Source organism: Promicromonospora sukumoe 327MFSha3.1 (assembly GCF_000385135.1).
In the GTDB taxonomy this organism is placed as follows: Bacteria; Actinomycetota; Actinomycetes; order Actinomycetales; family Cellulomonadaceae; genus Promicromonospora; species Promicromonospora sukumoe_B.
Window position 1 is genome coordinate 42869 of the sequence record NZ_ARQM01000003.1, and the last position, 26481, is coordinate 69349.

28 protein-coding genes and 3 tRNA genes are annotated in these 26481 nt (G+C 72.2%); 15 read left to right on the forward strand and 16 right to left on the reverse strand.

The features are described 5' to 3' along the window. Positions 1-33 precede the first annotated feature (33 nt). The 3 genes from H291_RS0101730 to trmB all read right to left on the reverse strand — a co-directional run bounded on the left by H291_RS0101730 (position 34) and on the right by trmB (position 3008). Positions 34-1668, reverse strand: coding sequence for a solute symporter family protein (locus H291_RS0101730; RefSeq protein WP_020013253.1), 1635 nt, complete (start codon positions 1666-1668; stop codon positions 34-36). An 11-nt stretch (positions 1669-1679) separates the two neighbouring features. Then, the gene (locus H291_RS0101735) at positions 1680-2018 is read right to left on the reverse strand and encodes a DUF485 domain-containing protein (RefSeq protein ID WP_026365286.1); all 339 of its coding nucleotides are present in this window, start codon (positions 2016-2018) and stop codon (positions 1680-1682) included. Between the two features lie 195 nt (positions 2019-2213). Next, the gene (gene trmB / locus H291_RS0101740) at positions 2214-3008 is read right to left on the reverse strand and encodes a tRNA (guanosine(46)-N7)-methyltransferase TrmB (RefSeq protein ID WP_020013255.1); all 795 of its coding nucleotides are present in this window, start codon (positions 3006-3008) and stop codon (positions 2214-2216) included. Positions 3009-3137: 129 nt separating this feature from the next. On the opposite strand from trmB, the gene H291_RS34050 reads away from it, so the two are divergent. Together H291_RS34050 and H291_RS0101745 are read left to right on the forward strand one after the other, a co-directional pair. Then, positions 3138-3317 (forward strand): hypothetical protein, encoded by a 180-nt coding sequence (locus tag H291_RS34050; RefSeq protein ID WP_198012384.1) that lies wholly within the window; start codon positions 3138-3140, stop codon positions 3315-3317. Positions 3318-3351: 34 nt separating this feature from the next. After that, on the forward strand, positions 3352-3648 hold the full coding sequence (locus H291_RS0101745) for a hypothetical protein (protein WP_020013256.1): 297 nt from the start codon (positions 3352-3354) through the stop codon (positions 3646-3648). Positions 3649-3664: 16 nt separating this feature from the next. Here the strand turns inward: H291_RS0101745 and H291_RS0101750 are convergent, their stop codons facing one another. Beyond that, positions 3665-4228: a TetR/AcrR family transcriptional regulator gene (locus H291_RS0101750; protein WP_026365287.1), complete on the reverse strand. Its 564-nt coding sequence runs from the start codon at positions 4226-4228 to the stop codon at positions 3665-3667. Between the two features lie 83 nt (positions 4229-4311). Here H291_RS0101750 and H291_RS0101755 point away from each other — a divergent pair, with 83 nt between their 5' ends. The 3 genes from H291_RS0101755 (at position 4312) to H291_RS0101765 (ending at position 6956) form a co-directional block, all read left to right on the forward strand. Beyond that, positions 4312-5313, forward strand: coding sequence for an alpha/beta fold hydrolase (locus H291_RS0101755; protein ID WP_020013258.1), 1002 nt, complete (start codon positions 4312-4314; stop codon positions 5311-5313). A gap of 156 nt (positions 5314-5469) precedes the next feature. Then, a complete protein-coding gene (locus H291_RS28245) occupies positions 5470-6021 on the forward strand; it encodes a type IV toxin-antitoxin system AbiEi family antitoxin domain-containing protein (protein WP_020013259.1) in 552 nt (183 codons plus the stop codon). Beyond that, a complete protein-coding gene (locus H291_RS0101765) occupies positions 6018-6956 on the forward strand; it encodes a nucleotidyl transferase AbiEii/AbiGii toxin family protein (protein WP_020013260.1) in 939 nt (312 codons plus the stop codon). The genes H291_RS28245 and H291_RS0101765 overlap by 4 nt, the downstream gene beginning before the upstream one ends. A 180-nt stretch (positions 6957-7136) precedes the next feature. On the opposite strand, the gene H291_RS0101775 is transcribed toward H291_RS0101765, so the two are convergent. Continuing rightward, positions 7137-8378, reverse strand: coding sequence for a HupE/UreJ family protein (locus H291_RS0101775; RefSeq protein ID WP_020013262.1), 1242 nt, complete (start codon positions 8376-8378; stop codon positions 7137-7139). Positions 8379-8404: 26 nt separating this feature from the next. Then, positions 8405-11911 (reverse strand): metallophosphoesterase, encoded by a 3507-nt coding sequence (locus tag H291_RS32140; RefSeq protein WP_020013263.1) that lies wholly within the window; start codon positions 11909-11911, stop codon positions 8405-8407. A gap of 141 nt (positions 11912-12052) precedes the next feature. On the opposite strand from H291_RS32140, the gene H291_RS0101785 reads away from it, so the two are divergent. Then, a complete protein-coding gene (locus tag H291_RS0101785; protein ID WP_020013264.1) occupies positions 12053-12352 on the forward strand; it encodes a hypothetical protein in 300 nt (99 codons plus the stop codon). Positions 12353-12421: 69 nt separating this feature from the next. Here the strand turns inward: H291_RS0101785 and H291_RS0101790 are convergent. Together H291_RS0101790 and H291_RS0101795 are read right to left on the reverse strand one after the other, a co-directional pair. Next, positions 12422-12494 (reverse strand) — tRNA-Lys (locus tag H291_RS0101790). A 118-nt stretch (positions 12495-12612) separates the two neighbouring features. Continuing rightward, positions 12613-12688 (reverse strand) — tRNA-Lys (locus tag H291_RS0101795). Between the two features lie 116 nt (positions 12689-12804). Between H291_RS0101795 and H291_RS0101800 the strand changes: the two genes are divergently transcribed. Next, entirely contained in the window at positions 12805-13374 is a 570-nt protein-coding gene (locus tag H291_RS0101800) for a hypothetical protein (protein ID WP_020013265.1), read from the forward strand. A 1-nt stretch (position 13375) separates the two neighbouring features. Here H291_RS0101800 and H291_RS0101805 read toward each other — a convergent pair whose 3' ends face one another. Then, positions 13376-13672: a GroES family chaperonin gene (locus H291_RS0101805; protein WP_020013266.1), complete on the reverse strand. Its 297-nt coding sequence runs from the start codon at positions 13670-13672 to the stop codon at positions 13376-13378. Positions 13673-13822: 150 nt separating this feature from the next. On the opposite strand from H291_RS0101805, the gene bcp reads away from it, so the two are divergent. The 3 genes from bcp (at position 13823) to H291_RS0101820 (ending at position 15632) form a co-directional block, all read left to right on the forward strand. Continuing rightward, the gene (bcp, locus tag H291_RS0101810; protein ID WP_020013267.1) at positions 13823-14305 is read left to right on the forward strand and encodes a thioredoxin-dependent thiol peroxidase; all 483 of its coding nucleotides are present in this window, start codon (positions 13823-13825) and stop codon (positions 14303-14305) included. Continuing rightward, positions 14305-15516, forward strand: coding sequence for an acyl-CoA dehydrogenase family protein (locus tag H291_RS0101815; RefSeq protein WP_020013268.1), 1212 nt, complete (start codon positions 14305-14307; stop codon positions 15514-15516). Before bcp ends, H291_RS0101815 begins: the two co-directional genes overlap by 1 nt. Before the next feature lie 34 nt (positions 15517-15550). Continuing rightward, a tRNA-Leu gene (locus H291_RS0101820) sits at positions 15551-15632 on the forward strand. Between the two features lie 41 nt (positions 15633-15673). Here H291_RS0101820 and trxA read toward each other — a convergent pair. After that, positions 15674-16036 (reverse strand): thioredoxin, encoded by a 363-nt coding sequence (trxA, locus tag H291_RS0101825; protein ID WP_020013269.1) that lies wholly within the window; start codon positions 16034-16036, stop codon positions 15674-15676. Between the two features lie 154 nt (positions 16037-16190). Here trxA and H291_RS0101830 point away from each other — a divergent pair, with 154 nt between their 5' ends. Further along, entirely contained in the window at positions 16191-16760 is a 570-nt protein-coding gene (locus tag H291_RS0101830; RefSeq protein ID WP_020013270.1) for an NUDIX hydrolase family protein, read from the forward strand. A gap of 5 nt (positions 16761-16765) precedes the next feature. Here the strand turns inward: H291_RS0101830 and H291_RS0101835 are convergent, their stop codons facing one another. After that, on the reverse strand, positions 16766-18436 hold the full coding sequence (locus tag H291_RS0101835) for an ABC-F family ATP-binding cassette domain-containing protein (protein WP_020013271.1): 1671 nt from the start codon (positions 18434-18436) through the stop codon (positions 16766-16768). 153 nt (positions 18437-18589) lie between these two features. Here H291_RS0101835 and H291_RS0101840 point away from each other — a divergent pair, with 153 nt between their 5' ends. Both H291_RS0101840 and H291_RS0101845 read left to right on the forward strand, forming a co-directional pair. After that, on the forward strand, positions 18590-19807 hold the full coding sequence (locus H291_RS0101840; protein ID WP_020013272.1) for a sulfotransferase family protein: 1218 nt from the start codon (positions 18590-18592) through the stop codon (positions 19805-19807). A 76-nt stretch (positions 19808-19883) separates the two neighbouring features. Beyond that, on the forward strand, positions 19884-20267 hold the full coding sequence (locus H291_RS0101845; RefSeq protein WP_033325411.1) for a DUF3054 domain-containing protein: 384 nt from the start codon (positions 19884-19886) through the stop codon (positions 20265-20267). Between the two features lie 83 nt (positions 20268-20350). Here H291_RS0101845 and H291_RS0101850 read toward each other — a convergent pair whose 3' ends face one another. Then, positions 20351-21034, reverse strand: a complete 684-nt coding sequence (locus tag H291_RS0101850) for a non-canonical purine NTP pyrophosphatase (protein ID WP_020013274.1) — start codon at positions 21032-21034, stop codon at positions 20351-20353. Between the two features lie 42 nt (positions 21035-21076). Next, positions 21077-21829 carry a ribonuclease PH gene (gene rph / locus H291_RS0101855; protein ID WP_020013275.1) on the reverse strand — a complete coding sequence of 251 codons (753 nt, stop codon included), beginning with the start codon at positions 21827-21829 and terminating at the stop codon, positions 21077-21079. Between the two features lie 193 nt (positions 21830-22022). Here rph and murI point away from each other — a divergent pair, with 193 nt between their 5' ends. Beyond that, a complete protein-coding gene (gene murI / locus H291_RS0101860) occupies positions 22023-22826 on the forward strand; it encodes a glutamate racemase (protein ID WP_020013276.1) in 804 nt (267 codons plus the stop codon). After that, positions 22826-23653 (forward strand): MBL fold metallo-hydrolase, encoded by an 828-nt coding sequence (locus tag H291_RS0101865; protein ID WP_020013277.1) that lies wholly within the window; start codon positions 22826-22828, stop codon positions 23651-23653. Before murI ends, H291_RS0101865 begins: the two co-directional genes overlap by 1 nt. Positions 23654-23659: 6 nt before the next feature. On the opposite strand, the gene H291_RS32145 is transcribed toward H291_RS0101865, so the two are convergent. The 3 genes from H291_RS32145 to H291_RS0101880 form a co-directional block, all read right to left on the reverse strand. Next, complete coding sequence (locus tag H291_RS32145) at positions 23660-24412, reverse strand: DUF2017 family protein (protein ID WP_020013278.1); 753 nt, start codon at positions 24410-24412, stop codon at positions 23660-23662. Further along, on the reverse strand, positions 24409-24717 hold the full coding sequence (clpS, locus tag H291_RS0101875; RefSeq protein WP_020013279.1) for an ATP-dependent Clp protease adapter ClpS: 309 nt from the start codon (positions 24715-24717) through the stop codon (positions 24409-24411). The genes H291_RS32145 and clpS overlap by 4 nt, the downstream gene beginning before the upstream one ends. A gap of 238 nt (positions 24718-24955) precedes the next feature. Continuing rightward, positions 24956-26404: a nicotinate phosphoribosyltransferase gene (locus tag H291_RS0101880; protein ID WP_020013280.1), complete on the reverse strand. Its 1449-nt coding sequence runs from the start codon at positions 26402-26404 to the stop codon at positions 24956-24958. Positions 26405-26481: the final 77 nt, after the last annotated feature.

Below are 26481 nucleotides of genomic sequence, written 5' to 3' on the forward strand. Positions count from 1 at the left end.
GCAGCGGGCAGGCCGCAGCTCAGGGGTGGAGCGTCAGTGCGAGACCGCCTTCTCGGCGCCCGCGCCCGTCAGGGAGCGGACCTCCATCTCGGCGTACTTCTCCGGGTGCGACTGCTCCTTGCTCAGGTACGTGCCGACGATGCCGAGCAGGAACGCGAGCGGGATGGTCACGATGCCCGGGTTGTCGAGCGGGAACCAGTGGAAGTCGATGTCCGGGTTGCTGATCATCGACTTGCTGAGCCCGGTGACCGGGTCGGCCGGCTTCCCCGAGACGACCGGGGAGAAGATGATCAGCACGACGGTCGAGATCAGACCGCCGTAGATGCTCCAGAGCGCGCCCGAGGTGTTGAAGCGCTTCCAGAACAGCGAGTAGATGATGGTCGGCAGGTTCGCCGCCGCCGCGACGCAGAACGCCAGCGCCACGAGGAACGCGATGTTCTGCCCGTTGGCGAAGATGCCGCCGATGATCGCGATGATGCCGATGACGACCACGGTCCAGCGGGCCACGCGGACCTCGCCGTCGGGCGACACCTGCCCCTTCTTGATGATCGAGGCGTAGATGTCGTGCGAGAAGCTCGCCGCCGCCGTGATCGTCAGGCCGGCCACCACCGCGAGGATGGTCGCGAAGGCGACCGCCGCGATGATGCCGAGCAGGATCTCGCCGCCGAGCTCGAACGCGAGCAGCGGTGCCGCCGAGTTCTGCCCGCCCGGCGCCGCGAGGATCGCCTCCGGACCCACCAGCGCGCCCGCGCCGTACCCGAGCACCAGGGTGAACAGGTAGAAGATGCCGATCAGCCAGATGGCCACGACCACGGACTTGCGGGCCTCCTTGGCCGACGGCACCGTGTAGAAGCGCATCAGCACGTGCGGCAGGCCCGCGGTGCCGAGCACCAGGGCGAGCGCGAGCGACAGGAAGTCGAGCTGCGAGATCGCCGAGGCCCCGTACTGCAGGCCCGGTTCGAGGATCGCCTCGCCGTTCTCGCCGGCCATGTTCACGGCCTCCTGCATGACGGCGGACAGGTTGAAGCCGAACCGCGCGAGCACCCAGATCGTCATCGCGCCGGCGCCCAGGATGAGCAGCGTCGCCTTGATGATCTGCACCCACGTGGTGCCCTTCATGCCGCCCACCAGCACGTACAGGATCATGAGGGCGCCCACGACGGCGATCACCAGGCCCTGGCCGCCCTTGTCCGTGATGCCGAGGAGCAGGGCGACGAGCCCGCCCGCGCCGGCCATCTGGGCCAGCAGGTAGAAGAAGACGACCGCGAGCGTGGACAGCGCCGCCGCCATGCGGATGGGGCGCTGCTTGAGCCGGAACGACAGCACGTCCGCCATCGTGAACTTGCCGGTGTTGCGCAGCAGCTCGGCGACCAGCAGCAGGGCCACGAGCCAGGCCACGAGGAAGCCGATGGAGTAGAGGAAGCCGTCGTAGCCGTTGACGGCGATGGCGCCCGCGATGCCGAGGAAGCTCGCGGCGGACAGGTAGTCGCCCGCGATCGCGGTGCCGTTCTGCGTGCCGGTGAAGTTGCGGCCGCCGGCGTAGAAGTCGGCGGCGCTCTTGTTCTGCCGCGAGACGCGGAAGACGACGATGAGCGTGACCACCACGAACGCCGCGAAGATGCCGATGTTGATCCAGGTGTTGCCGACGTTGGTCGCCGCCGCGGCCATGACTGTCCCGTTCACAGCTCGCCCTCCTCGATCTCCTCGCGCAGGGCCTGCGCCCGGGCGTCGAACTTGTCGTTGGCCCACCGCGCGTAGAGCGTGGTGATGACGAACGTGGACACGAACTGCAGCAGCCCGAAGATCAGACCCACCGTGATGGTGCCGGCCACCCGGATGCTCATGAACTCGTGCGCGTACGTGCTCATGAGCGCGTACAGCAAGTACCAGACGAGGAACAGCGCCGTCATCGGGAAGACGAAGTTCCGGAAGGCCTTGCGGAGGCTCTGGAACTCGTCCGATCTCTCGACGCGTTGGTAATCGGTTTCTGCAGACCCTGAAGCCTGTACGTCACTCATGACGCCTCCATTGGCTCATGGGGGCGCGCGCTCTGCCGCGGCCCGGTGTGCGCATCTCGCACCCGGCCCAATGTGCCGTACCTCACACGTTTGGGGCAAACAGATCAGACGGCGCGTTCGGCGACTTGACCAAGTCGTTACATCCGACGCGGCTTTCACCCGCTCGCCGACGGGAACCGGCAGGTCAGCGCAACATCAGCGCCGGACGTACGCCAGGTCCGCGATCTCGCGCCCGGCGTCGTGCGCCTTGCGCTCGAACCCGGTCAGCACCCGCCGCTCGAACCGCGGGGCGCGGCTGCCCGGACCGTGCGCGTTGACGAGGTTCTCGTCGGCCTCCAGGACCTCGATCATCTGCTCGGCGTACTCGGCCCAGTCGGTCGCGAGGCGCAGGGTCCCGCCCGGGCGCAGCACGCGCGCCGCGAGCGCCGCGAACTCGGCGGTGACCAGGCGGCGCTTGTGGTGCCGGGCCTTGTGCCACGGGTCCGGGAAGAAGACCCACAGCTCGTCCACGGAGCCGGCCGGGACCGTGGTCTCGAGCAGCTCGGCCGCGTTGGCCTGCACGAGCCGCAGGTTGGGCAGCCCGTCCTGGCCCAGGGCGGCGCCGGCGCGCTCGGCGCGGGCGATCGTGTGCACCAGCCCGGGCTGGTAGACCTCGACGGCGAGGAAGTCCCGCCCGGGATCCGTCGAGGCCGCGCCGACGACGGCGTCCCCCAGGCCGGAGCCGATCTCCACGACGAGCGGGGCGGTGCGCCCAAAGATCGCCGCGGCGTCGAGCACGTACTCGGGGTGCACGGAGGTGCGCGCGATGGCGCGCGGTACGTCGACGACGTAGGCCGTGCGGCGCTCGGACCAGAGCCGCTTCTGCTTGTCCGTGAGCCGGCCGGACCGGCGCACGAAGGACACCGGCTTGGTCCGGAACCCCGAGAGGTCGAGCGGGGTCTCGGTGTCCTGGCGAGCGGTGTCGGGCTGGGCGGAAGCGGGCTGACTCACGGGAAAAGCGTACGAGGTCGCGGGCGGGCGTTGCGTATCCGCACTGATTCGCGGCCCGCCGCGCGGACCGGCGGCCGCGCCGGGCAGGCTGGGCGCAGCCGCCTCGCCAACCACTTCCAGGAGCCGCACATGCTGGCTATCGCCCCTGAAGCAGAACCTCCCGGGCAGGACGAGCACTCCTGCCACCATGCGTCGAACGAACCCGTCAAGCTCCCGATCGTCTCGAGCGGTGATCCGTCATTCGCCTCACGCGCTGACGAGATCCTTCGATCGACGATTGCCGAACCGGATGCCAGCCAGCCGTCATGATCAAATCCTCGGCCCTCTCGAATCGGAAGCGCCCATGACCGACCGCGCCCCCTGCTCGCGCGTCGAGCTCGACGGACGGCGGGTCGTCGTCGACCTCTCCGGCGCGGACGCCGACCGGCTCGGCACCATGGCGGCGCGCAGCGGCGTCGCCGGGCCGGAGCTGGTGCTCGGGTGGATCCGGCGCGGGCTGCTCGACGGCCCGGCCCAGGACATGCGCGCCTGGGACGGGCCCGTCGACCGGGGCGCCCGGCAGGCGCGGGACGTCGAGGTCGCCCGGACCGCCGAGGAGGCCTTCCGAGGCTTGTTCGGAAGCCCGGACCGGCCCGACTGACACCGGGCCCGAGCGCTCAGCCCGCGCCCACCTCGGCCTCCAGTATCGCCACGGCCTCGGCCGGCTCCAGGTCCCGGACCAGCACCCGCAGCGTGAGTCCGTCCGCGAGCGCCAGCAGCCGCCGGGCCTGGGCCAGCGCGGTCTCGGCGCTCACGTCCCGGTCGGCGCGGATCAGGCGCACACACTCGTCCTCGGCGCCCCGCCGCGCCTCGGCCAGCACCTGGCGGACGGCGGCGTCGTTGATCGACTTCGCCACGTAGGCGTACCAGACGCTGACGCCGATGCGCCCGGCGTCGTCCCGCGGGATCTGCTGGGTCATGACGTGCAGCAGCCGCTCGCGCGGGGCGGCGTCGGCGGTCTCCTGGTAGCCGCCGTAGGCGCGGTCGACGAGGGCGGTGCAGCCGGCCAGGACGAGGGCGTCCTTGGTGCCGAAGTAGTGCTGGATGCGGCCCATCGAGACACCGGCCTCGGCGGCGACGTGGCGCAGGCTGACGCCCTCGATCCCCTGCTCGGCGATGACCAGCCAGAGCGCGAAGACGATCTCCCACCGGCGTTCTTCGTGGTCCACGACTCTCGGCATGGACCCAGGGTAGCAATGCGGTCGCATCGCTACCTGTTACGATGCGAGTGCATTGCAAAGCCCCGGCGTCGAGAGGAACCCCGATGAGCACGCGAACCAGTGGTCCCAGGCGCCGTCGCTGGCCGATCGTCCTGCTCGCCGTCGTCGCGGCGGTGTCCACGAGCGGGCTGGTGCTGCTCGTCGCGGCGGGCGGTCCCGGCGTGGGCCACTTCCGCACTCCCGAGGCCCGCCAGGCGTACGACGACGCGTACGCGGACGCGATGGCCGCCCTGCCCGAGCCGACCGCGACGCACGACGTCGCCACGAGCTTCGGCACCGTCCGCGCCTACGCCTGGGTGCACGCGGACAACCCCGACGCCACCCCCGTGGTCCTGCTGCCGGGCCGCTCGGCCGCCACCCCCATGTGGGCCGACAACCTGCCCGACCTCGTCGAGCACCGCACGGTGTACGCCTTCGACACCCTCGGCGACACGGGTCTGTCGGAGCAGACCGTGGCGCTGCGCGACGTCGCCGACGCGGCACGCTGGGTGGACGAGGCGCTGGCCGGTCTCGGCCTCGACCGGGTGCACCTCGTGGGGCACTCGCAGGGCGGCGGGCTCGCGGCGGCCGTGGCGGTGCGGCACCCGGACCGGCTGGCCAGCCTCACGCTGCTCGAACCGGTCATGACGCTGGGCATGATGCCGCTCTCCGTCGTCCTGACGACCATCCCGGTGTCGCTGCCGTTCTTCCCGCAGTCGTGGCGGGAGTCGGCTCTCAACCGGATCGGCGGCGTGTCCGACGACGAGGTGGACCCCGGCGACCCGCTCGCTCGGATGATCTCGGTGGGCTCCAAGAGCTACAGCTCGTCCGGGCTGCCGAACCCCAGCGTGCTGACCGACGCGGAGCTGGGGGCGCTGCCGATGCCGGTGTACGTGGCGATCGCGAGCGACTCGTCGCTGGCGGGCGGCGAGGCGGCGGCCGAGAAGGCCCGGCTCATCCCGGACGCGCAGGTCAAGATCTGGCCGGACACCACGCACTCGCTGCCCATGCAGGTGGCCCAGGCACTGGACGCGGAGCTGGAGACGTTCTGGGCGGCGCACCCTTAGCCGTTGCGTATACGCAACAAGCGGCGCCATCGAGCGCCAAGTAGCTGTAAATGCGCCACCATCGTCGCCATGAGAACAGCCAGTAGCACCACCCCGATGTCAGCGCTATGTCAAAATACTCATGATTCCGTTAGCTTTTTGACGTCGAGGTGGGACATGACGGCACAGGATCTGCTGTGGCAGGTAGCCCTCGACCAACATGGCCTCATCACACTGTCCGACGCCCGAGGTCTCGGGATCAGCGAGGACGCCGTGATGATGCTCGCCCAACGAGGAAAGCTCGAACGGGCCGCCACCGCGGTCTACCGGTTTCCCCGGTTCCCGGCCGGCCCGAACGAGCCCTACATGCTCGCGGTGCTCTGGACGGGCGAGCCTCGGGCGTGCCTGAGCCACGACACAGCGCTGGCCGCGTACGACGTATCAGACATCAACCCAGGGCGAGTCCACCTCACCGTGCCGCGCGGACGGCGCATCCGCAGGTCAGGAGGCGACCTGTACACCGTCCACCATGAAGACCTGGCCGATGACGAGACCGGTTGGTGGGACGAGATTCCGACCGTCACGCTCCCGACCGCCATCCGGCAGTGCATCGACAGCGGTGTTCCGACGTATCTGATCCGACAGGCGCTCGAGCGGGCCCCAGAGGCCGGGCGGCTCGCCGCAGCTGACGCGGAGGCGCTGACCGCGCGTCTGGACCGGCGAGCGTGACGGCCGACGACCCCATCGCGCTGATCGGTTCGCTGCCGGGCCGCGACAAGGAGCCGACGAACGCACGGGTCCTGGACTCCTGGGTCACCGCCGCCCACGACAGGGTCGAGCTCGACAGCGGTCGGCTGGGCTGGCTGGTGGCGTCCACGGTGGTGGTCGCAGCGCTGCAGCGCGCGGTCGGCTCGTCGTCGGAACCGAGGTTCTTGCTCAAGGGCGGGACCTACCTTCAGCACCGCCTCGGCCGCTCGGCACGCCCCACGAAGGACGTCGACGGGATCATCAACGGTGACATCGAGCAGTTCGTCCACGACCTCGACACCATCCTCGCTGAGCCCTGGGGGCCGCTCACGCTGGAACGCGGCCCGGTCGAGACGATCGAGACGCCGGCCCGCGTGACCAGGCCGCGCCGGCTCGACGTCCGGCTCGGCCTCCGCGGCAAGGTCTGGCGACGGATTCAGGTCGAGATCGCTCCCGAGGAAGGCTCGGCGGCCCGGGACAGCGACGTGCTCACGGCACCCTCGCTCGAGCATTTCGGTCTGCCGTCACCGGATCGTCTGCTGGGTATTGCACTGCGCTATCAGATCGCGCAGAAGCTGCATGCGTGCACAGATCCCCACCAGCCGCCTGCGCACAGGAACGACCGAGCACGCGACGTCGTCGACCTGCTCTCGCTCCGTGGACTGGCTGAGCTCGAGAACGCGGCAACGGCTCACGACCTGCGAGCTGCCTGTGTCGACGTCTTCGGCGCACGCGCGGACGACGCTCGACGCCTTGGGCGCATGCCGCGCGAATGGCCGTGCACGGTCGTTCCGTACCCGCACTGGGGACCGGACTTCGCTGCGGCAGCGGAGGCGGCCGGTCGTCCGCACCTGACGCTCGACGAGGCCGTCCGGGAACTCAACACCTGGATCATGTTCATCGACGGCGCCGGCTGAGCTGCCCGCCGTCACTCGATCTGGCGGACGCCAGCCTGGCCACACGGCGCCAGCCCCAGGCCCAGCCCCAGCCCCAGCCCCAGCCCCAGCCCCAGGCCCAGGCTCAAGCCCGTCGAACGTAGGGTTGGTCGGCGCATGAGCGCTCATGCGCCGACCAACCCTACGTTCGGCGGATCCCGCTCAGAACGCCAGGCGCTCCACCACCCACCAGAGGGCTACCGCCGCGATCGCCGTGCAGCCCGCGAGCAGCACCCAGCGGGCCGTGCGCGGCGCACGCACCCGCAACAGCACCAGCAGCGGGAACACCAGGGCGATGATGCCGAGCTGCACCGCCTCGATGCCCACGTTGAACGACAGCAGCGACCACAGGAGGGTCCACGACCAGGCCGCGTCGATGCCGAGCGCCCCCGCGAACCCGACGCCGTGCACCAGCCCGAAGACGAACACCACGGGCAGCCGCCACCGGTCCCAGGCGCCGCTCTCGTCCCGGAGACCGGCCGGGGCCCGCCACCGCAGCGCGTCCCGCACCGTGCCCGACGTCGGACCGGCCGACGCCGAGCCCCCGAGCCCGAACCCGCCCCCAGACCCGCCCCGCCGGATCAGCACCAGGTCCACCACGGCCACCACCGCGATGGACGCGGCGATCACCGGCTCCACCACGATCGCCGGCACCGACACCACGCCCAGGGCCGCGAGCAGGAACGTCACCGAGTGCGCCACGGTGAACGCGGTCGCCGTCAGGACGACGTCCCGCAGCCGGCGCGACCCGATCAGCAGCGCCAGCAGGAACAGCACGTGGTCGATGCCGAACAGCAGGTGCTCGCCGCCCAGCACGAAGAACTCGCCGACCTGCTTGAGCAGCCGGTGCTCCCCCGTCGTCAGGCTGGGCGACGCCGCGGTGAGCACCGCCGAGCCGTCCTCCTCGTCGAGCGAGTACCGGATGATCGTCTCGGTCGAGTGCACGAACGACTCCGCGTCCGGGAACAGCGCGCTGGAGACCTCGTGCACGCCCTCGGCCTCGCCGTCGCAGGCGAACGTGTAGGTCAGGGAGGCGTAGGGCCGCTCCCCGCGCTCCACGAGGTCGACGCCGGAGAGCGCCGGGGCACACGGTTCGCCGTCGTAGGCCACGGCGAACCGGTCGGTGACGTACCCGTTCACCTCGGCCTCGTGCTCGTCGAGCTGGGCGAGCTGGTCGTCCCTGCCGGTCGCCTCGTACGCCTCGGCCCGCAGCCATGCGGACTTCATGAGCAGGTCGTACTCGAGGTCGAGCACGGCCACGACGTCCGTCCCGCCGTCCTCCGGAGCGGAGGACGACGGCGCCGCGGTCACCTCCGCGTACACGTCGCTGGTCGCGTCGTGCGCCCAGGCGGTCTGCCCGACGGCGGGGCTGCTCAGCACTGCGAGCAGCCCCGCCAGGGCCACGGTGCGTCCGCGGAGAGGGCCGGGCCTCAACGCCGCGCCGTGGTGAAGTACGCCGGCGACGCCGTCGTCGTGCCGCCGCCCGGCGTGCGGGCCGTGACGAACCAGCCGTAGGTGCGGCCCGGCTTGAGGCCCGACCAGCGGACCGAGGCGACCTCGCCGGAGGCCACCGTGTCCCGGCCGATCTCGCGCACCGGGTCGTACAGCACCACGGACTCGGTGCTGAACGACGTGCTGCGGGAGGTCAGGTCGACCGGCAGCACCATGTTGTCCTCGAGGCCGTTGTACCGGTGCTCGGTGTCGTACTCCGTGGCGCCGAACTCGCCGAGCAGCGGCGAGTAGGTGTCGATGGAGACCTCACCGCGGTCGACGTCGAACTGCAGCATGCGGAAGAACGAGGCACCGAACTGGAGCTGGTCGGCCGGGTCGTACCCGCCGATCTCGGTGAGCCCGAGCTGGCCGGCGGACACGGTGTAGAACTGGTAGTCCGCGAGCAGCTCGACCACGCCGCCGCCGATGTCGCCGACCACGGGCGGGCGCACGTTCGTGCCCACGCCGTGCCGGTGCCCGGCGAGCACCATGAACACGTTCGGGTTGTCCTTGACGAGCAGGTTGTACAGCAGCGGCCCATCGGACCCGCCGAAGTTGGCGCCGCGCCCGTCGGGCGACGCGGACGGCTCCAGGTAGTCGTGCGTCAGCAGGATGCCGTTGCGGTCGGAGTACCGGTCGAAGATCGACGCCGCCCACTCGGCCTCGTCACGGGTCACGCCGTAGGACAGGCCCACCACCACGAAGTCCAGGCCGCCGGCCGAGAACAGGTCGTAGTGGTTCTCGTTCGAGCCGGGCTCCATGACGCCGCCGTAGGAGGCGTCCTCCCAGCCCTCGGACAGCGCCTCGTACCGGTCCGGGCCGAAGTACTCGTTGTAGAGCGTCGCGTCGGTGCCCGACTGGTTGTCGTGGTTGCCGGCGACGACGCCGTTCGGGATGCCGGCGGCGTCGATCCGGGCCTGCGCCTGAGAGGCGAACTCGAACTCGCCGATGACCTGGTCCTCGAGCTCCTCCGAGAACGCGCGGATGTTGGTCTCGGTGATGTCGCCGGTGTGCGCCACGTAGGCGATCTTGCGCTCGTCGGCGTTGTCGACGATCCAGTCCATGACCCCGTTGTAGCCCTGCGCCCAGACGGCCCGCTCCTCGGCGGTCTCCTGCTCCACGGCGCCCTCGGTCAGGTACTGGGTGTCGGTGTAGTGCACCATCGAGAAGTCGTAGTCGTCGGGGTCCTCGAACCGGTCCTTGTCGCCGGCGTCGATGTCGTCGGCGAAGGGATCCTCGCCCGTGACCATGGCGTGCACCGAACCACGGTCCACGTAGTCGCGGGACACGGTGCCCTCCAGGACGGTGCCGCCCTCGGCCGCACCCCGCGCCGAGGCCACGACGTCCCAGGCCCGCGTGTCCGGGTTCCACGCCCGCAGGCTGACCAGGCGCGCCGGATCGGCGGTGCCCTCCCAGCGCAGCACCGGCGCCTCGACCTTGCCGCGGACCGGCACGTCGAACCGCTGATAGGTCACGTCGCCCGACGCCAGGGAGTCCACGGACTTCCCGTCGCCCGGCTCGAGCCCCTTGGTGCCCACCTTCTTCTCACCGCGCGTGGACAGCGTGGTCGGCACCTGCGCCGCACGGCCCTGCCAGGCCTTGTTCGGGGTCAGGATCTCCGCGGCGGAGAAGTGCGCGGTGACCTTCCCGCCGTCGGGCCCGGCGACCTTCGCCTCCAGCGTGGCCGTGCGGCCCACACCCTTCGTGCCCGACGCCGGGGCGACGTCGGCCGGGGCGTCCGGGATGCCGGCGCTGACGAACGCGATCTCGTGGGTGACCTCGTTGCCGAGGCCGTCCGTCGCGGACACCTCGAGCGTGTGCTCGCCCGCGGACAGGCCCGGGCCGACCGGGTCGCCCACGGCGATCTCGTCGCCGTCGAGCGTGACGTCCGGGCCCTCGACCACACCGGAGGCGTCGTCCAGCGCGACCGCGAGCGCCACGGCCGAGGTGAGCCGGTCGCCGTCGGCCGGGGTCGCGGAGACCAGCGCGGGGCCGGAGTTGTCGGTGAACAGCGCGCGGGTTGCGGTCTCGCCCGTGGTCGAGGTCGCCGCGAGCTCGTGCTCGCCGTCGGACAGGGTGGCCGTGTCGACGTCGGCACGCAGGCCGCGCGCGGGGGCGTCTACCGTGAAGGTGACGGTGATCTCGCGCAGGGCGGTGCCGCTGGAGCCGCAGGTGCCGTCGCCCATGGCGTAGGAGGGCTTGAGCCCGACGCCGGTCGCGGTGCCCGCGGCGGGCGTGAGCGCGAGGTTGGAGATGGTGAAGTCGTCGCGGTTGCAGTCGCCCGCGAAGGTGCCGGTCACGACCTTGACCGTGTTGTCGCCGGGGCGCAGCCACTCGTTCGGGACCGGGACGTCGGCGCGCTGGCTCGCGTACGAGCCGCCCAGCGGCATCTCGATGCCGTTGACGACCAGCAGGTTCGCGGCCTTGCCGTCGACGGCGTTCGAGCCCACGTCGAACGAGAAGGCCGCGTCGCCCGCGCCGAGCGTCTCGGTGGTCTCGACGGCGTCGCCGTCGACCGTGAGCTCAGCGGTGGCACCCTCGCCGTCCGCGGGGCGGGCGCCCGTGACGGTGACCGTGCCGTTGGCCAGCGTGCCGTCGACCGGGGTCAGGCGCGGTGCGCCGGCGGGCGCGTTGTTCACGCGGACCTGGTGCTTCGTCGAGTCGCCGGACGCCGTGGTGGCCTCGATCGTGTGCGCGCCGTTGGTCAGCGTGGTGGTGTCGAGGTCGGCGCTCAGTCCGGTGGTGCCCTTTGGGTCGCCCTGGACGAAGAACGTCAGCTCGGCGCGCAGCAGGAGGCTGGTGTTGCTGCCGCAGGTGCCGTCGCCGAACGAGTAGGTGTACTCGTTCTCCTCGCCGTCGGCGAGCTCGCCGAGGGGCGCCAGCGTGAAGTCGGACAGCACGAAGTCGTCGTGGTTGACGCCGCAGTCGGAGTCGATGGTGCCCACCACGACCTCGACCGTGTTCTCGCCGGTCACGAGGTACTCGTTGGGCACCTCGAGCTCGACGCGCTGGCTCACGGCATCGGGCAGGTGGATGGGCTCCGAGCCGTTGACCGACACGTAGTTCCTGTACCGCGCCTCGGTCGAGTTGGTGCCCACGGTGTAGCCGAGCACGGACGTGCCGTGGGTCTCCGTGGCGCCCGGGACGGCGTCGCCGTCCACGGTCAGGCTCGCGACGTCGTCGCCGGGGGCGACGGGCTCGGCCGCGACGGGCACGGTGCCCTCGAGGAACTCGCCCTCGTCCGGTGTGAGGACCGGGCTGCCCGTGGCCGGGGCCTCCGGCTGGTGCGGGGCGGTCGCCGTCGAGGCGGCGGGACGCGCCGTGTCCGCGGGGGCGGCGGACGACGACGTCGCTGCCCAGCCCGTCATGGCGAGCGTGGCCGCCGTGACCGCCGCGACGAGGCCGGCCTGCTGGCGGCCCCGCTGTTTCCTGGTGACTGGCCGCATGGCCGTCCTCCCTGTGGTCCGTGAGATGGACGGCTCCGAGCGCGCCCGGAGGACAAACCTGGCCGGGCCGGGTGAACTCCACGGGTGCAGCAGGCAACAACCGGACAAATTGTCGGTACCCGCGAGCCCTACGCTCGGTCCATGACGAACCACGACGAGATCCGGCTGTGCTGCCTGCTGTGGGCGCAGCCGGGCGAGGAGGCGGGCCTGACGGCCTACGAGGACAAGGTGCTGGCCCTGGTCCCGGAGCACGGCGGGACGGTGCTCCAGCGCGCGGCGTCCGACGGCGCGGCCGGCCGGCCGCACGAGGTGCAGCTCTACCGGTTCGCCGGTCAGGCGGAGCTCGACGGGTACCTCGCCGACCCGCGCCGCACTGCGCTGACCGCGGAGCGGGACCGGGTCGTGGCGCGGACGGAGCTGTTCCCGGTCGAGCTGCTCTGATCCGGCGGGCCCGGCCCGGTCGTGGGAACGACGAAGGCCCCCACCGTGGTGGGGGCCTTCGTCAGGTTGTGCGCCATCTAGGACTTGAACCTAGAACCCGCTGATTAAGAGTCAGCTGCTCTGCCAATTGAGCTAATGGCGCCTGCGACGGGAAGATTACCAGGGTCTGGGACCCTCGGCGCACCGATTTCTGCGCCTCACGAACGGACGTGATCCACCCTGCCGCCACAGGGCGAGAAGGGGCCGCGAGGCCGTCGTGCTGGTGCGCCATCAGGGACTCGAACCCCGAACCCGCTGATTAAGAGTCAGCTGCTCTGCCTATTGAGCTAATGGCGCGCAACGGAGAGAAACACTACCAGGACCAGGGGCGTCATCGGTAACCGAACGAGCGGGCCCTGCCTGTGAACTGCGTGACAGCCGGACCGGGCCGACCGTCGCTACGCTCCGGCAGCATGACCGTCACCGGCACCGGCGCGAGTTCCCTGGCAGACACCGCGACGCGGCCCGAGCAGGCAGTACTCCTGCGACGCGTACGAGCGTGGCTGATCGTCTTCGTCGTCGGCCTGGTGCTGAGCGGCGTCACGGCGTTCCCGTTGACGACGGAGGTCCGGTGGGGCCACGAGCTCCTCCTCGCGTGGGGTGCGGACGCCTGGCTGCCAGGCCTCGTCGACTGGTTCGCCCGGGTCCGCGAAGGGCTGGAGGTCACGTCGCGGAACTACCCGTTCATCGCGTACGGCACGGACTGGCTCGCGTTCGCGCACCTCGTCATCGCCGTCGCCTTCTGGGGCCCGTTGCGCGACCCGGTCCGCAACCTGTGGGTCATCGACTTCGGGTTGATCGCGTGCGCGGGAATCATCCCGCTGGCCCTGATCGCCGGACCGGTCCGGGACATCCCGTGGGGCTGGAGCCTCATCGACATGTCGTTCGGCGTCTTCGGTGCGATCCCGCTGCTGCTCGTGCGCCGCATGATCAAGCGCCTGGAGGTCCTGCAGGCCGGGGCAGGGTCCGCCGGACCCGCCTGACCTACAGGTAGAGCCCGGTGGAGCCGTCCGCCTCGTCGCTCTCGGCGACGCCGTGCACGTCGCGCTCGCGCAGGAGCACGTAGTCCGTGCCGGCCAGGTCCACCTCGGCGCGGTCCTCGGGGTCGAACAGCACCCGGTCGCCCACGTCGACCTGGCGGACGTGCTCCCCCTTGGCGACGACCGTGGCCCACGCGAGCCGCTTGGGCCCGACGGCGGTGGCCGGGATCACGAGGCCCGCCGTCGACTGGCGCTCCGCGGAGTCCGTCTCGGGCTCGACCAGCAGGCGGTCGTGCAGCATGCGGATCGGGAGGTTTCCGGGCTTCGTCACGGAGTCGGCAGTAGCGGGGGTGCTCACGGGATCAACGCTACGCGACTGCCGCGCGAGGTTGTCCACAGGGGTGTGGCGCGCGGGCCACGGGCAGGCCCCGGGGCGGCTAACGTTACGGGCATGACGACTCGCCTCGAGCCCGGGGACAAGGCTCCCGACTTCACCCTCCCGACCGCCGACGGCGCCTCCGTCAGCCTCGCCGACCTGGCGAAGAGCACCGACAAGGGCGTCATCGTGTACTTCTACCCGGCCGCCGCGACGCCGGGCTGCACCAAGGAGGCGTGCGACTTCCGCGACTCGGAGGCGTCCCTGCTGGGCGCAGGCTACGCCGTCGTCGGCATCTCGCCCGACAAGGTCGCGAAGCTGGCCAAGTTCGCGCAGGACGAGACGCTCACCTTCCCGCTCGCGTCCGACGAGGACCACGCGACCCTGGAGGCGTACGGCGCCTGGGGCGAGAAGCAGAACTACGGCAAGACGTACGTGGGCGTCATCCGCTCGACGTTCGTGGTGAACCCGGACCTGACGGTCGCCGAGTCGTTCTACAACGTCAAGGCGACGGGCCACGTGGCCCGGATCCGCAAGGTGCTGGGGCTCGACTCCTAGTGGGATCGCCGGCCGACCTGCTCGACCTCGACGCCGAGCTCAGCGACACCGAGCTCGCGACGCGCGACCGCGTGCGGGAGTTCGTGGACCGCCGCGTGCGCCCGGACATCGCGCGCTGGTTCGCCGACGCGCACTTCCCGCGCGAGCTCGTCCCGGAGCTGGGCGAGCTCGGGGTGCTCGGCATGCACCTGCACGGCTACGGCTGCGCGGGGCGGTCCGCCGTCGAGTACGGGCTGGCGGCCCAGGAGCTGGAGGCCGGCGACTCCGGTATCCGCACGTTCGTCTCGGTGCAGGGCTCGCTGGCGATGTCGGCGATCCACAAGCACGGCTCCGAGGCGCAGAAGCAGCAGTGGCTGCCGCGCATGGCGACGGGCGAGGTCGTGGGCTGCTTCGGGCTCACCGAGCCCGGCGCGGGGTCCGACCCGGCGAGCATGACCACGCGCGCCCGCTTCGAGCCCGGCTCCGAGGGCGGCGACGCCGGCGGCGAGTGGGTCCTGGACGGCGCCAAGCGCTGGATCGGCATGGCCTCGTTCGCCGACGTCGCGATCATCTGGGCCAAGGTGCGCGAGCCCCAGGCCGACGGCGGCGAGCGGGACCGCGTGCGCGGGTTCGTCGTGCCGACGTCGACCCCCGGGTTCTCGGCGGTGCCGATCGAGCCCAAGCTGTCGATGCGCGCGTCCGTGCAGTGCGACGTCACGCTGGAGGGCGTGCGGCTGCCGGCCGACGCGATCCTGCCGGAGCACCCGGGCCTGGCCGGGCCGTTCGCCTGCCTCGACGAGGCACGCTACGGCATCGTGTGGGGCGCGGTCGGCGCGGCCCGGGACGCCTTCGAGGACGCCCTGGCCTACGCGCAGGGGCGCGAGCAGTTCGGCACGCCGGTCGCCGGGTTCCAGCTCACGCAGGCCAAGCTCGTCGACATGGCGCTGGAGATCACCAAGGCGCAGCTCATGGCGCTGCGCCTGGGCCGGCTCAAGGACGCCGGGCGGCTGGAGGGGCACATGATCTCGGCGGGCAAGCTCAACAACGCCCGCATCGCGATCGAGGTCTGCCGCACCGCCCGCACGGTGCTGGGCGGCAACGGCGTGACCCTCGACCACTCGCCGATGCGGCACGCCAGCAACCTGGAGTCGGTGCGCACCTACGAGGGCACCGACGAGGTGCACACGCTGGTGCTGGGCCGGCACCTCACGGGGATCGCCGCGTTCCGCTGACCTGCCGCTCACCTGCACGTAGACTGAGCGCCGCGCGCGAGTGGCGTAATTGGCAGCCGCGCCAGGTTTAGGTCCTGGTGTCTTAGGACGTGCGGGTTCGAGTCCCGCCTCGCGCACCCCGTGTTCCCCGGCGCCCCCTGGTGCCGGCCCCGCCGCGTCAGCTCTGCTGCGCGGCGATGTCCTTGCGGACGGTGTCCATGTCGAGACCGCGGACGGCCTCCACGACCTCGGCGAGGCCCTTGGCGGGCAGCGCGCCGGCCTGGCGGAAGACGAGCACGCCGTCCCGGAACGCCATGAGCGTCGGGATGGACGTCACCTGCGCGGCGGCCGAGATGCCGGGGTTCGCGTCGGTGTCGATCTTCGCGTGGACGATGTCCTCGTTCTTCTCCGAGGATGCCTCGAAGACGGGGCCGAACATCTTGCACGGCGGGCACCACGTGGCCCAGAAGTCCACGAGGACGATCCCGTTGTCGCTGACGGTCTTCTCGAACGTGGCGTCGGTGATGTCGACAGTTGCCATGTCACGCTTCCTTTCGTTGGGCGTCTACCAGGTAGAGCACAGCCCCACCCTCTGCTATTCCGGGAGGGCCGGTTCGGCGGTCCGTGTCACATTCGGGTACCGATCGGACGGCGCGGGTCAGGCACCGCTTGGCCCGAACTGGTAGAACGGACCCGTGACGGACACTGCCGACTACCCTGCCGACGATTTCTACCGCGAGCCTGCCCCGGTCTCGGGCTGGATGACCGACGAGGACCTCGCCGTGGTACGCGCGCAGCTCCCGCTCGTGTACGTCGACGCCGTGCCGGTGCGCGTCGACGACTCGGGCGACGTGGTCGCCGTCGGGCTGCTGCTGCGCGTGAACCCGCAGGGCGTGATGACCCGGGCCCTGGTCTCGGGCCGCGTGATGTACCACGAGCGCCTCCGGGACGCGCTGCTGCGCCACATCGAGAAGGACCTCGGCCCGGTCGCGCTGCCGCAGGTGCCGCCGTCGCCGCAGCCGTTCACCGTCGCCGAGTACTTCCCCACCCCGGGGATCACCGCGTTCCACGACCCGCGCCAGCACGCGGTCTCGCTCGCGTACGTGGTGCCCGTGACGGGCGACTGCCGCCCGCAGCAGAACGCACTCGACCTCGCGTGGCTCACGCCGGAGGAGGCCTGCGCGGACGACGTCCAGGCCGAGATGATGAACGGGCAGGGCATGCTGATCAAGCAGGCGATGGCCCACGTGGGCCGGCTGCCCTGACGGTCTCAGCCCGTCTGCGTCAGGTCCAGGACCGGCCAGTCCTCCAGGTCCGAGCGCATGCGGCGGTCGTGCGTCGCGACGACGACGGCGCACGGCGTCACCTGGAGGGCGCGCGTGAGCTCGTCCACCAGGTCGATCGACAGGTGGTTCGTCGGCTCGTCGAGCAGCAGCAGGTGCGGGGCGTGCAGCAGCGCCCGCGCCAGCTCGAACCGGCGGCGCTGCCCCGCGGACAGCTCGGCGAGCGGCCGGTCCAGGTCCTCCTCGCTGAGCAGGCCGAGGCCCGCGACCGGCACCACGTGGTCGGGGTCCAGCTCGCCCGAGGCCAGCAGCCGCAGCGCCTCGTCGGCGTAGGTCTCGAACCCGGACCGAAGGCGCGCCTTGCCGGTGATCGGCTCGCTCTCCTGGCCGACGACGCCGATGCGCGCGCCGGCCGCGACCGTGCGGCTCCCCCGGTCCAGCTCCAGCGTGCCGGCCAGGGCCGCGAGCAGCGTCGACTTGCCGGTGCCGTTCGGCCCCACCACGAGCAGGCGGCCCGACGGCGGGATCGCCACCCGGGTGCCGGGCAGGTCCAGGCGGGCGCCGTCGTTGCCCGCGGCGGCCGGAGCGGATCCCGCGGGGAAGTCGACGCGCGGCGACCGGACCTCCACCACCGGGTTGCTCGGGTCCCAGCCCGGTGACATCGCCGGCAGGTCGGGGAAGCCCAGCTCGACCGGCGGAGCGGGCACCTCGATGGCCTCGGCCTCGAGCTTCTGGACCAGCCGGTCGGCGGCCTTCACGTGGATGCGGGCGCGCGTGGCGCGGCGGTGCTTCTGCGACCCCTTGCCCGGGCGCCACTCGTCGGACAGCCCCTCGTAGGACTCGTCGAGCCGCTCGGCCAGGGCCGCGGCCCGCTTGCGCTCCGCGCGGTACCGCTGCCGCCACCGGTGCAGCGCCTGGGTCTTGGCGAACCGGTAGGCCAGGTAGCCCGGCTGCCCGTAGAGCACGGGCTTGCCGTCCCACGACGGGTCGAGGTCGAGGATCGCGGTGGCGACGTCGTCGAGCAGCTCGCGGTCGTGGGTGACCAGGACGACTGCACCGCGCCAGGCGACGAGCTCGCCGGTGAGGAACTCGATGGCGGAGTCGTCCAGGTGGTTCGTGGGCTCGTCGAGCAGCAGCAGGTCGGCGCGCTCCGCGAGGCGGCAGGCCAGCCGCACCCGGAACCGCTCCCCCACGCTGAGCTGGTCGAGCCGGCGGGCGGGGTCGCGCGGGGCGCCCAGGCGCGTGAGGGCCACCTCGACGCGGCGGTCGGCGTCCCACACCGCGAGGTGCTCCGCGAGCGAGAGGGTGCGCTCCAGCACCGCGAGATCGCCCGAGGCGTGGTCGAACGCGGCGGCCGCGGCATCCAGCTCCGCGGCGGCGGTGCGCAGCCCCTCCAGGGTCCCGGCGATCAGGTCGCCGATGGTCTGGCCCGGTTCGGGGTGGAGCTCCTGCTCGACGAGCGCGACGCTGCCCTGGCGGCGCACCTCGCCCGACTTCGGCGGCAGGTCACCGGCCAGCAGGTGCAGCAGGGTGGACTTGCCCGACCCGTTCTCGCCGACCACGCCGAGCCGCCCGCCCTGCGACACCGAGAAGCTGACCCCGTCCATGACGGGCCGCCCGGGATAGGCGAAACCGAGGTCCTGGGCGACGAGATGCATCCGACCAGACTACGGGGGACCCGTCGTCGGGCCGAAGCCGGGGCGGCGCACCACCGGCCCGCGCCCCCGGCCCCCCGCTTTCGTTTACGCCCCGGGCCGGCCCGCGCGAGGATGTGTCCGACCCCCGGCCCGCACCGCGACCCCAGGAGTGCCGTGTCCCTGACCACGCCCGCCGACCCGCCGGCGCTGCGCCTGACCAACCTGCTCCTGGCGCCCACCGCCCGCACGCGCCGGGACCCGGACGCCGTGTTCGACCGGATGATCGCGCGCGCCTCCCGTGGCCGCGCCCCGCTGAGCGCGGAGAACGCCGCCGACCTGGAGCACCTGCGGCTCGCGCTGCGCGCGTTCGCGGACTTCCCCGGCCTGAGCCCGCTCGGCTGGACGGCCGGCCAGGAGCTGGTGCGCCTCCGGATCAGGAACCGCGTCGTGGTGGGCGACCTGCGTGCCCGCCACCCCGAGGTCGCCGACGAGCCGGTCACGGCGCCGGTGTTCGTGGTCGGCATGCCGCGGACGGGCACGACGCTCGCCTACAACGTGCTCTCCCGCTCGCCCGGCCACCGCGGGCCGCAGCTGTGGGAGATGACCTACCCCGGTCTTGCCGTCGACGACGCGCGGCGGGCCGCGCTGATCCGCCGCACGGGGCGCAAGTTCGCCATGACGTCCCGCCTGAGCGCGACGTGGGACACGATCCACCCGATGTACGCGGCGGCCGAGGAGGAGGACACCTTCATCCGCGCGCACTCCGAGATGCACGCCTCCGCCGTACCGATGCCGGACTACCTGGACCGGCTGGCGACCTTCGACGCCCGGCCGGACTACCGGTTCCTGCGCGACACGCTGCAGCTCCTGTCGCACGGCCGACCCGCCCGTCGCTGGGTGCTCAAGCACCCCGCGAACCTCTTCCACCTGGCGGCGATCCGCGACGTGTTCCCCGACGCCCGGTTCGTGTGGACCCACCGCGCACCCGAGGTCGCAATGGCCTCGCTGTGCTCTCTGGCCGAGTCCGCACGGCGGATCCACCGGCGGCCGGACGCCGTGGACCTCGCCGGGATCGGGCCGGAATGGCTGGCGATCATGTCCCGGGGCGTCACCCGCGCGCTGGAACAGCGCGCGGCGCTCGGAGCCGACGTCGTGGTCGACCTGCCGTACGACCGGCTCACGGCTGACCCGGGCGCCGTGCTGCCGGACCTGTTCGAGCGACTCGGCGCCCGGTGGCGCGCCGACGACGACGCGAACCTGGCCGCAGCGCTCGAAGCGCCCCGGAACCGGCCGGTCCACCGGTACACGCTCGACCGGTTCGGCCTGACGCCGGACGACGTGCACGCCGCGTTCGGCGACTACCTGACCCTGTTGCGCACCCTGCCGGCGTGACGGCGTCCGCTCCGGGCTGCCGGCCGCACGGGAGCCGCCCCCGCAGCGGTAGTCACGCGACGCCTAGGATGCGCTGGTGAGCACTTCTCGAACCCCGGTCTGGCCCGCGGCCGTGGCCGACGCCGTCGCCGTCCTCGTCTTCACGGTCGTCGGCATCACGTCGCACGACGGGTCGCTCGTCGCCGCGCTCGGCCGCGTGGTGTGGCCGTTCGCGCTGGCCGCCGCGATCGGCTGGGCCGTGGCCCGCGCGTGGCGCGACCCCTCGCGGGTCTGGCCCACCGGCGTGATCATCTGGGCCGTCACCGTGCTCGGGGGCCTGGCCCTGCGTGGCCTGTCGGGCGGCGGGCTGGCGTGGTCGTTCGCGCTGGTCACCGCGATCTTCCTAGCGATCACGATGCTCGGCTGGCGCGGCCTGGTGACGGGCATCCGCCGCGGCCAGGCCCGCGCGGCGCAGAGCTAGGCGCTCCCCGCGTCGACCATTCACCTGCTGCCAGGTCCGGCGTCCGGCTGGCAGCAGGTGCATGGTCGGTCGATCTGGGGCAGTCAGCCGCGGAGTGCCTCGACGACCAGCGGGGCCAGCGCACGGAACGCCTTGCCGCGGTGCGAGATCGCGTTCTTCTCGTCCGGGGACAGCTCCCCGGCGGTCCGCCGGCCGGGGCCGTCGACCAGGGACTCGGCGGACGGCCCCGCGAACAGGGGGTCCTCCTCCGGGACCAGGATCGGGTCGTAGCCGAACCCGTTGGCACCGCGCGGCGCCGTCGCGAGCACGCCCCGCATCTCGCCGAGCCGCACCTCCTCGCGGCCGTCCGGCGTGACCAGCGCGGCCGCGCAGACGAAGCCGCCCTGCCGGTGCTCGGCGCGCACGTCGCCGAGCTGGCCGAGCAGCAGGTCCAGGTTCGCGAGGTCGTCGCCGTGCTTGCCGGCCCAGCGCGCCGAGAAGATGCCGGGCGCCCCGCCCAGCACGTCCACGGCGAGGCCCGAGTCGTCGGCGACGGCGGGCAGCCCCGTCGCGGCGCACACGGCGCGCGCCTTGATGAGCGCGTTCTCGGCGAACTTCACGCCGTCCTCCACGGGCTCCGGGGCGCCGACCTCGCCGGAGGTCACCAGCTCGCCGTCGGGCAGGTCCAGCCCCGATTCGGCGAGGATCGCCCGCAGCTCCACGACCTTCTTGGCGTTGTGGGTGGCGAGGACGATCCGGGCGGCGGGCGGCACGATCAGGGAGGTCATGCCCCGATCATGCCAGCCCGTGGTCCGCGCCCGCGCGAGCAGTCAGAGCCCCTGCGCGAGGGCTGCCTGCTGGATCTTGGTGAGCTCGGCGGTGCCGGCCACGGCGAGGTCGAGCAGCGAGTCGAGCTCGGCGCGGTCGAACGGCGCGTGCTCCGCCGTGCCCTGCACCTCGATGAACTTGCCGCCGCCCGTGACCACCACGTTCATGTCGGTCTCGGCGCGCACGTCCTCGACGTAGGGCAGGTCGAGCATGGGCGTGCCGTCGATGATGCCGACCGAGACAGCGGCGACGGAGTCGGACAGCACCTGCTTGCCACCCTTGACGTGCCCGTGGCGGCGGCCCCAGGCGATGGCGTCGGCGAGGGCCACGTAGGCGCCGGTGATCGCGGCGGTGCGGGTGCCGCCGTCGGCCTGCAGCACGTCGCAGTCCAGCACGATCGAGTTCTCGCCCAGCGCGCTCATGTCCACGACGGCGCGCAGCGAGCGGCCGATCAGCCGCGAGATCTCGTGCGTGCGGCCGCCGATCTTGCCCTTGACCGACTCGCGCTGGCTGCGCTCGTTGGTGGCGCGCGGCAGCATCGCGTACTCGGCGGTGACCCAGCCCTCGCCGGAGCCCTTGCGCCAGCGCGGCACGCCCTCCGTGAACGAGGCGACGCACAGCACGCGCGTGCGCCCGAACTCCACGAGCACCGATCCCTCGGCCTCGTCGAGCCATCCCCGGGTGATCTTCACGGGGCGGAGCTGGTCGGTGGCACGCCCGTCGGCGCGCACGATCTGGTCGGTGCTGGAGGTCATGCGCCCAGCCTAGGTGCTGCGACCTGGAGCTCGACGGCGGCCTCGTGCGGTCCCCGCCAGGGGCCCCGACGGTCGACGGACATTTCGCCTGCCGGAAAGAACCCCGCTGACCTGCCGGAACGTGGCGCGCGTCACGCACAGCGCGTGGCGCTGGTAACGGTTCCGACACGATCACGTCGCTAGGCTTCACCCCGTGAACGACGCGCCCATCGGGATCTTCGACTCCGGCCTCGGCGGCCTCACGGTCGCGCGCGCCATCCTGGACCAGCTGCCCAACGAGCAGGTCCGGTACCTCGGCGACACCGCGAACAGCCCGTACGGGCCCAAGCCGATCGCGGCGGTGCGCGCCATGGCGCTCGACGCCATGGACCGGCTCGTGGCCGACGGCGTGAAGATGCTGGTCATCGCGTGCAACACCGCGTCGTCGGCGATGATGCGCGACGCGCGGGAGCGGTACGAGCAGCGCCACGGCATCCCCGTGGTCGAGGTGATCCTGCCCGCCGCCCGGGCCGCCGTGACCGCCACCCGGACCGGGCGCATCGGCGTGATCGGCACGCGCACCACCATCCGGTCGCGCGCGTACGACGACGCCTTCCACGTCACCCCCGGCCTGACGATCACCAGCCAGGCCTGCCCGGAGTTCGTGCGCTTCGTCGAGGAGGGCCGCACGTCCGGCCCGGAGGTGCAGAAGTTCGCCCACGAGTACCTCGACCCGGTCAAGGAAGCCGGCGTCGACACGCTCGTGCTGGGCTGCACCCACTACCCGCTGCTCGCGGGCGCCATCTCCTACGTCATGGGCGAGGACGTCACGCTGGTCTCCAGCGCCGACGAGACCGCCAAGGACGTGTACCGCACCCTCGTGGCGCACGACCTGGAGCGCTCGCCCGACTCCGGCGCCCCGGTGCACCGCTTCCTGACGACCGGCGACCCCGCCCCGTTCGGGCAGCTGGCCAGCCGGTTCCTCGGCCCCGAGGTCTCGCTCGTGGAGGCCGTCTGATGCGCCTCATCCCCCTGGGGGTCTCCGGCTCGTTCCCCGGTCCCGCCACCCCCGCGTCGTCCTACCTGGTGCAGGTCACCGCCGCCGAGGCGGCGGCCGCCGGCCACGAGGCGCGCGACTGGAACGTGCTGCTCGACCTCGGCAACGGCGCGTTCGGCGCCCTCCAGCGGCACGTCGAGCCGCGGCTGCTCGACGCCGTCTCGATCTCGCACCTGCACCCCGACCACTGCGCGGACCTCGCGGGTCTGTACGTATATCTGCGCTACCACCCCGAGCACGGGTCGCTGCGCGCCGGCCGCCGGAACGGCCCCCTGCCGGTCTACGGGCCGTCCACCACCGAGCGGCACGTCGCCCTGTCCTACGGGCTGAGCGACGGCGAGTCCATGGAGAACGACTTCGACTTCCGCTCGTGGGCCGACCACAAGCAGATCGAGGTCGGGCCGCTGACGATCGAGCCGCACCGCGTGTTCCACCCGGTGGAGACGTACGGCGTGCGGGTGACCGGCCCGTCGTCGGCGGGCGGGACCGTGACGCTGGCCTACACCGGCGACACCGACGCCTGCGAGTCGGTCGTCGAGCTCGCGCGCGACGCCGACCTGCTGCTCAGCGAGGCGGCGTTCCTGGAGGGGCGCGACGACGTCGTCGAGCGCGGCATCCACCTCACCGGCCACCGCGCCGGGCAGGTGGCGACCGACGCCGGCGCCCGCCGACTGCTGCTCACGCACCTGCCGGTGTGGAACGACCCGGAGGACTCGCTGGCCGAGGCGCGCGCGACCTACGCGGGCCCGGTCGACGTGGCGGTCCCGGGCAGGGTCTACGAGATCTGACCCGGCCTACGCCAGCGGCCGCTTGCCCCGCAGCTCGGCGAGCATGACGTCCATCAGGGTCTCCTGGGCGTAGCCCGCCGCGACGAAGACGCCCGACCAGAACCGCCGGGCGGCGCGGCCGTCGGTGGCCACCGGGATCTCACGGCCGGCCTGCCGGTCCCACATGATCTCGTCGGTGAGCTGCATGACCTGGTCGTCGGTCTTCAGGCCCAGCCGCTCGGCGATGACGAGCCGCACGTCCGTGAGCGCGCCGGCGAACTGCTCGGCGTCCTCCCGCGGCACCCGCACCGGAGGCGGCGCGCCGTGCCGGCCCACCGTCGAGGGCGCGTCGTCGCCCGAGGGCAGGTCCAGGAGCGCGGCGAACGCCTCCAGCCGGTCCACCTTGGCCTGGGCGACGTCGTTCTGCGTGAGCCGCCGGAACTCGTCGGCGATGTCCGTGTCGTCCTTGCTCGCGTCCGGCAGCAGCCGCTGCGCCGCGGGGTCCGTCGGGATGCGCCCGACGCCGGTCACGCCCGTGAGCCGCGCGAGGTCGGCGTCGGTCAGCTCGTCCGGCGCGAGGAGGCCGTTGGCCCAGGCCTGCCCCTTGCCGTGCGCGTGGTGCGACGACGGACCGGGCTCGCCGGCGTCGGAGAACAGGTCCAGGCCCGCCTCCTCGCGGAGCATCGCGGAGACGTCGCGTGCGACCTTGGCCAGGACGACCCGCTCCACCGGTTCGAACCGAGCCTCGTAACCCCGCCGCATGGCGCGGAACGGCGTCATGCGACTCCCCGAGCGCCCGACTCCTGCAGCGTCGCCCACAGCCCGAACCCATGCATCGCTTGCACGTCCACCTCCATGCGCTCGCGCCCACCGCTGGACACGACGGCGCGACCGTTCTTGTGCACCTGGGTCATGAGCTGCTCCGCCTTGGCGCGCGGGTACCCGAAGTAGCTCTCGAACACGTAGGTGACGTACGACATCAGGTTCACCGGGTCGTTCCAGACGATCGTCACCCACGGGTCGGCGATCCCGGAGGCGAGCGCCTCCTCGGTGTCCTCCTCGACGGCCGTCCCGGCTGACCCCATGGGCACGAGCAGCGGCAGCGGGGAAGTTGTCACAGGTCTCACTCTAGGCTGTTTCGTCCCTGGACTGGACACCCCTGTCCGAGATTCGCCGGAAGTTGTCGCCGGGCTGTGACCTCCGGCCACCGGTCGGTCACGACGGGTTCACCGAGCGGTCCTCGCGCAGGTCGGACCGGGGCCCGCGACCGGCCCCGGGGACGGACGCGAACGGGTCCCCGGGTGCCGTGCCAGCCGGCCCGGCTCAGTCGCGCAGGTCGGCGAGCCGGAGGTCCACGGTCGGGATCGCCGGGTCGCCCTTGGACAGCCGACGCGCCCCGCGCGGCAGCTCGGCGCGCACCATGCCGTGGTTGATCGCGGCGTTCGCGACGCCGTACGGGCCCACCCAGCGCGAGTCCACGGCGCCGTCGACCACCAGCGGCGCGAGCAGGGGGCGCAGGTCGTCGCTCTGCGGCGTCCACTCCGCCACGGCGGTGTCCGGGCCGGTCACCATGATCTCCTCGATGGCATACCCGTCGCGGCCGTAGCGGCGTGCGGCAGCCTTGCGCCCGCCCACGGACGCCTTGTTGGCCGACGCCTTGGCGACCGGCTGCAGCACGCCCGACGCGTCGGCGCGTGCCACCAGCTTGTAGACCATGCCGCAGGTGGGCGCGCCCGACCCGGTCACGAGCGACGTGCCGACGCCGTAGACGTCCACCGGCGCCGCGGCCAGCGACGCGATCGCGTACTCGTCGAGGTCGGAGGTGACCACGATCTTCGTGTCCCGCGCGCCGAGCGAGTCGAGCTGCCGGCGCACCTCCCCCGCCAGTCCCCCGAGATCACCGGAGTCGAGACGCACCGCGCCCAGCCCGGTGCCCGCCACCTCGACGGCGGTCGCCACACCCTGCTTCACGTCGTAGGTGTCGACCAGCAGCGTGGTGCCCGGGCCCAGCGAGGCGACCTGCGAGGCGAAGGCCTCCCGCTCGCTGTCGTGCAGCAGCGTGAAGGCGTGCGCGGCGGTGCCGATGGTGTCGAGCCCGTAGCGCATGCCGGCCTCGAGGTTCGAGGTGCCGGCAAAGCCGCCGATCACGGCGGCGCGCGCGGCCGCGACGGCGGCCTGCTCGCTGGCCCTTCGGGAGCCCATCTCCAGCACGGGGCGGTTGCCCGCCGCGCTCGTCATCCGGGAGGCGGCCGAGGCCACCGCAGAGTCGTAGTTCAGGATCGACAGGACGAGCGTCTCCAGCAGCACGGCCTCGGCGAACGTGCCCTCGACCTGCAGCACGGGCGAGCCGGGGAAGAACACCTCACCCTCGACGTAGCCCTGGATCGTCCCGGTGAACCGGTAGTTCGCCAGGTAGTCCAGCGTGCGGCGGTCCACCACTGCGTTCTGCTCGAGATACGCCAGCTCGGCGTCCTCGAAGACGAAGTGTGGCAGCGCTTCCAGGACGCGGCCGGTCCCGGCCAGGACGCCGTAGCGCCGGCCCGCGGGCAGGCGCCGCGTGAACACCTCGAACACGCAGTGCCGGTGGGCGGTGCCGTCGGCCAGGGCCGCCTGGAGCATGGTCAGCTCGTAGCGGTCGGTGAGCAGCGCCACCGACGGACGGACCGCCGGGAGCGGTGCGGCGGGGAGCGGCCGCGGTTCCACGACACCGTTGTCGAGCGCAGGCCACGAGTCGGTGAGCGGAGCGCCGATGCTCCGAAGCTCGTCGGTCATGCACTCACGGTAGGCCAGAGAACTGGCCTGGGCCGGGCGAATACGGCCATGTCGGGCTCCTGTCTCACCATGCGGAT

Coding starts and splice junctions, on each gene's coding strand:
- H291_RS0101850 (WP_020013274.1), bottom strand. CDS start 21,034: ATGACCTCCCTGATCGTGCCGCCCGCCGCCCGGATCGTCCTCGCCACC.
- H291_RS0101750 (WP_026365287.1), bottom strand. CDS start 4,228: ATGCCGAGAGTCGTGGACCACGAAGAACGCCGGTGGGAGATCGTCTTC.
- H291_RS0101730 (WP_020013253.1), bottom strand. CDS start 1,668: ATGGCCGCGGCGGCGACCAACGTCGGCAACACCTGGATCAACATCGGC.
- H291_RS32145 (WP_020013278.1), bottom strand. CDS start 24,412: ATGACGCCGTTCCGCGCCATGCGGCGGGGTTACGAGGCTCGGTTCGAA.
- H291_RS32140 (WP_020013263.1), bottom strand. CDS start 11,911: ATGCGGCCAGTCACCAGGAAACAGCGGGGCCGCCAGCAGGCCGGCCTC.
- rph (WP_020013275.1), bottom strand. CDS start 21,829: ATGACCTCCAGCACCGACCAGATCGTGCGCGCCGACGGGCGTGCCACC.
- clpS (WP_020013279.1), bottom strand. CDS start 24,717: ATGGGGTCAGCCGGGACGGCCGTCGAGGAGGACACCGAGGAGGCGCTC.
- H291_RS0101805 (WP_020013266.1), bottom strand. CDS start 13,672: ATGCTGCACGACCGCCTGCTGGTCGAGCCCGAGACGGACTCCGCGGAG.
- H291_RS0101800 (WP_020013265.1), top strand. CDS start 12,805: ATGACCGTCACCGGCACCGGCGCGAGTTCCCTGGCAGACACCGCGACG.
- H291_RS0101735 (WP_026365286.1), bottom strand. CDS start 2,018: ATGAGTGACGTACAGGCTTCAGGGTCTGCAGAAACCGATTACCAACGC.
- H291_RS28245 (WP_020013259.1), top strand. CDS start 5,470: ATGACGGCACAGGATCTGCTGTGGCAGGTAGCCCTCGACCAACATGGC.
- trxA (WP_020013269.1), bottom strand. CDS start 16,036: ATGGCAACTGTCGACATCACCGACGCCACGTTCGAGAAGACCGTCAGC.
- bcp (WP_020013267.1), top strand. CDS start 13,823: ATGACGACTCGCCTCGAGCCCGGGGACAAGGCTCCCGACTTCACCCTC.
- H291_RS0101865 (WP_020013277.1), top strand. CDS start 22,826: ATGCGCCTCATCCCCCTGGGGGTCTCCGGCTCGTTCCCCGGTCCCGCC.
- H291_RS0101755 (WP_020013258.1), top strand. CDS start 4,312: ATGAGCACGCGAACCAGTGGTCCCAGGCGCCGTCGCTGGCCGATCGTC.
- H291_RS0101745 (WP_020013256.1), top strand. CDS start 3,352: ATGACCGACCGCGCCCCCTGCTCGCGCGTCGAGCTCGACGGACGGCGG.
- H291_RS0101835 (WP_020013271.1), bottom strand. CDS start 18,436: ATGCATCTCGTCGCCCAGGACCTCGGTTTCGCCTATCCCGGGCGGCCC.
- H291_RS34050 (WP_198012384.1), top strand. CDS start 3,138: ATGCTGGCTATCGCCCCTGAAGCAGAACCTCCCGGGCAGGACGAGCAC.
- H291_RS0101785 (WP_020013264.1), top strand. CDS start 12,053: ATGACGAACCACGACGAGATCCGGCTGTGCTGCCTGCTGTGGGCGCAG.
- H291_RS0101880 (WP_020013280.1), bottom strand. CDS start 26,404: ATGACCGACGAGCTTCGGAGCATCGGCGCTCCGCTCACCGACTCGTGG.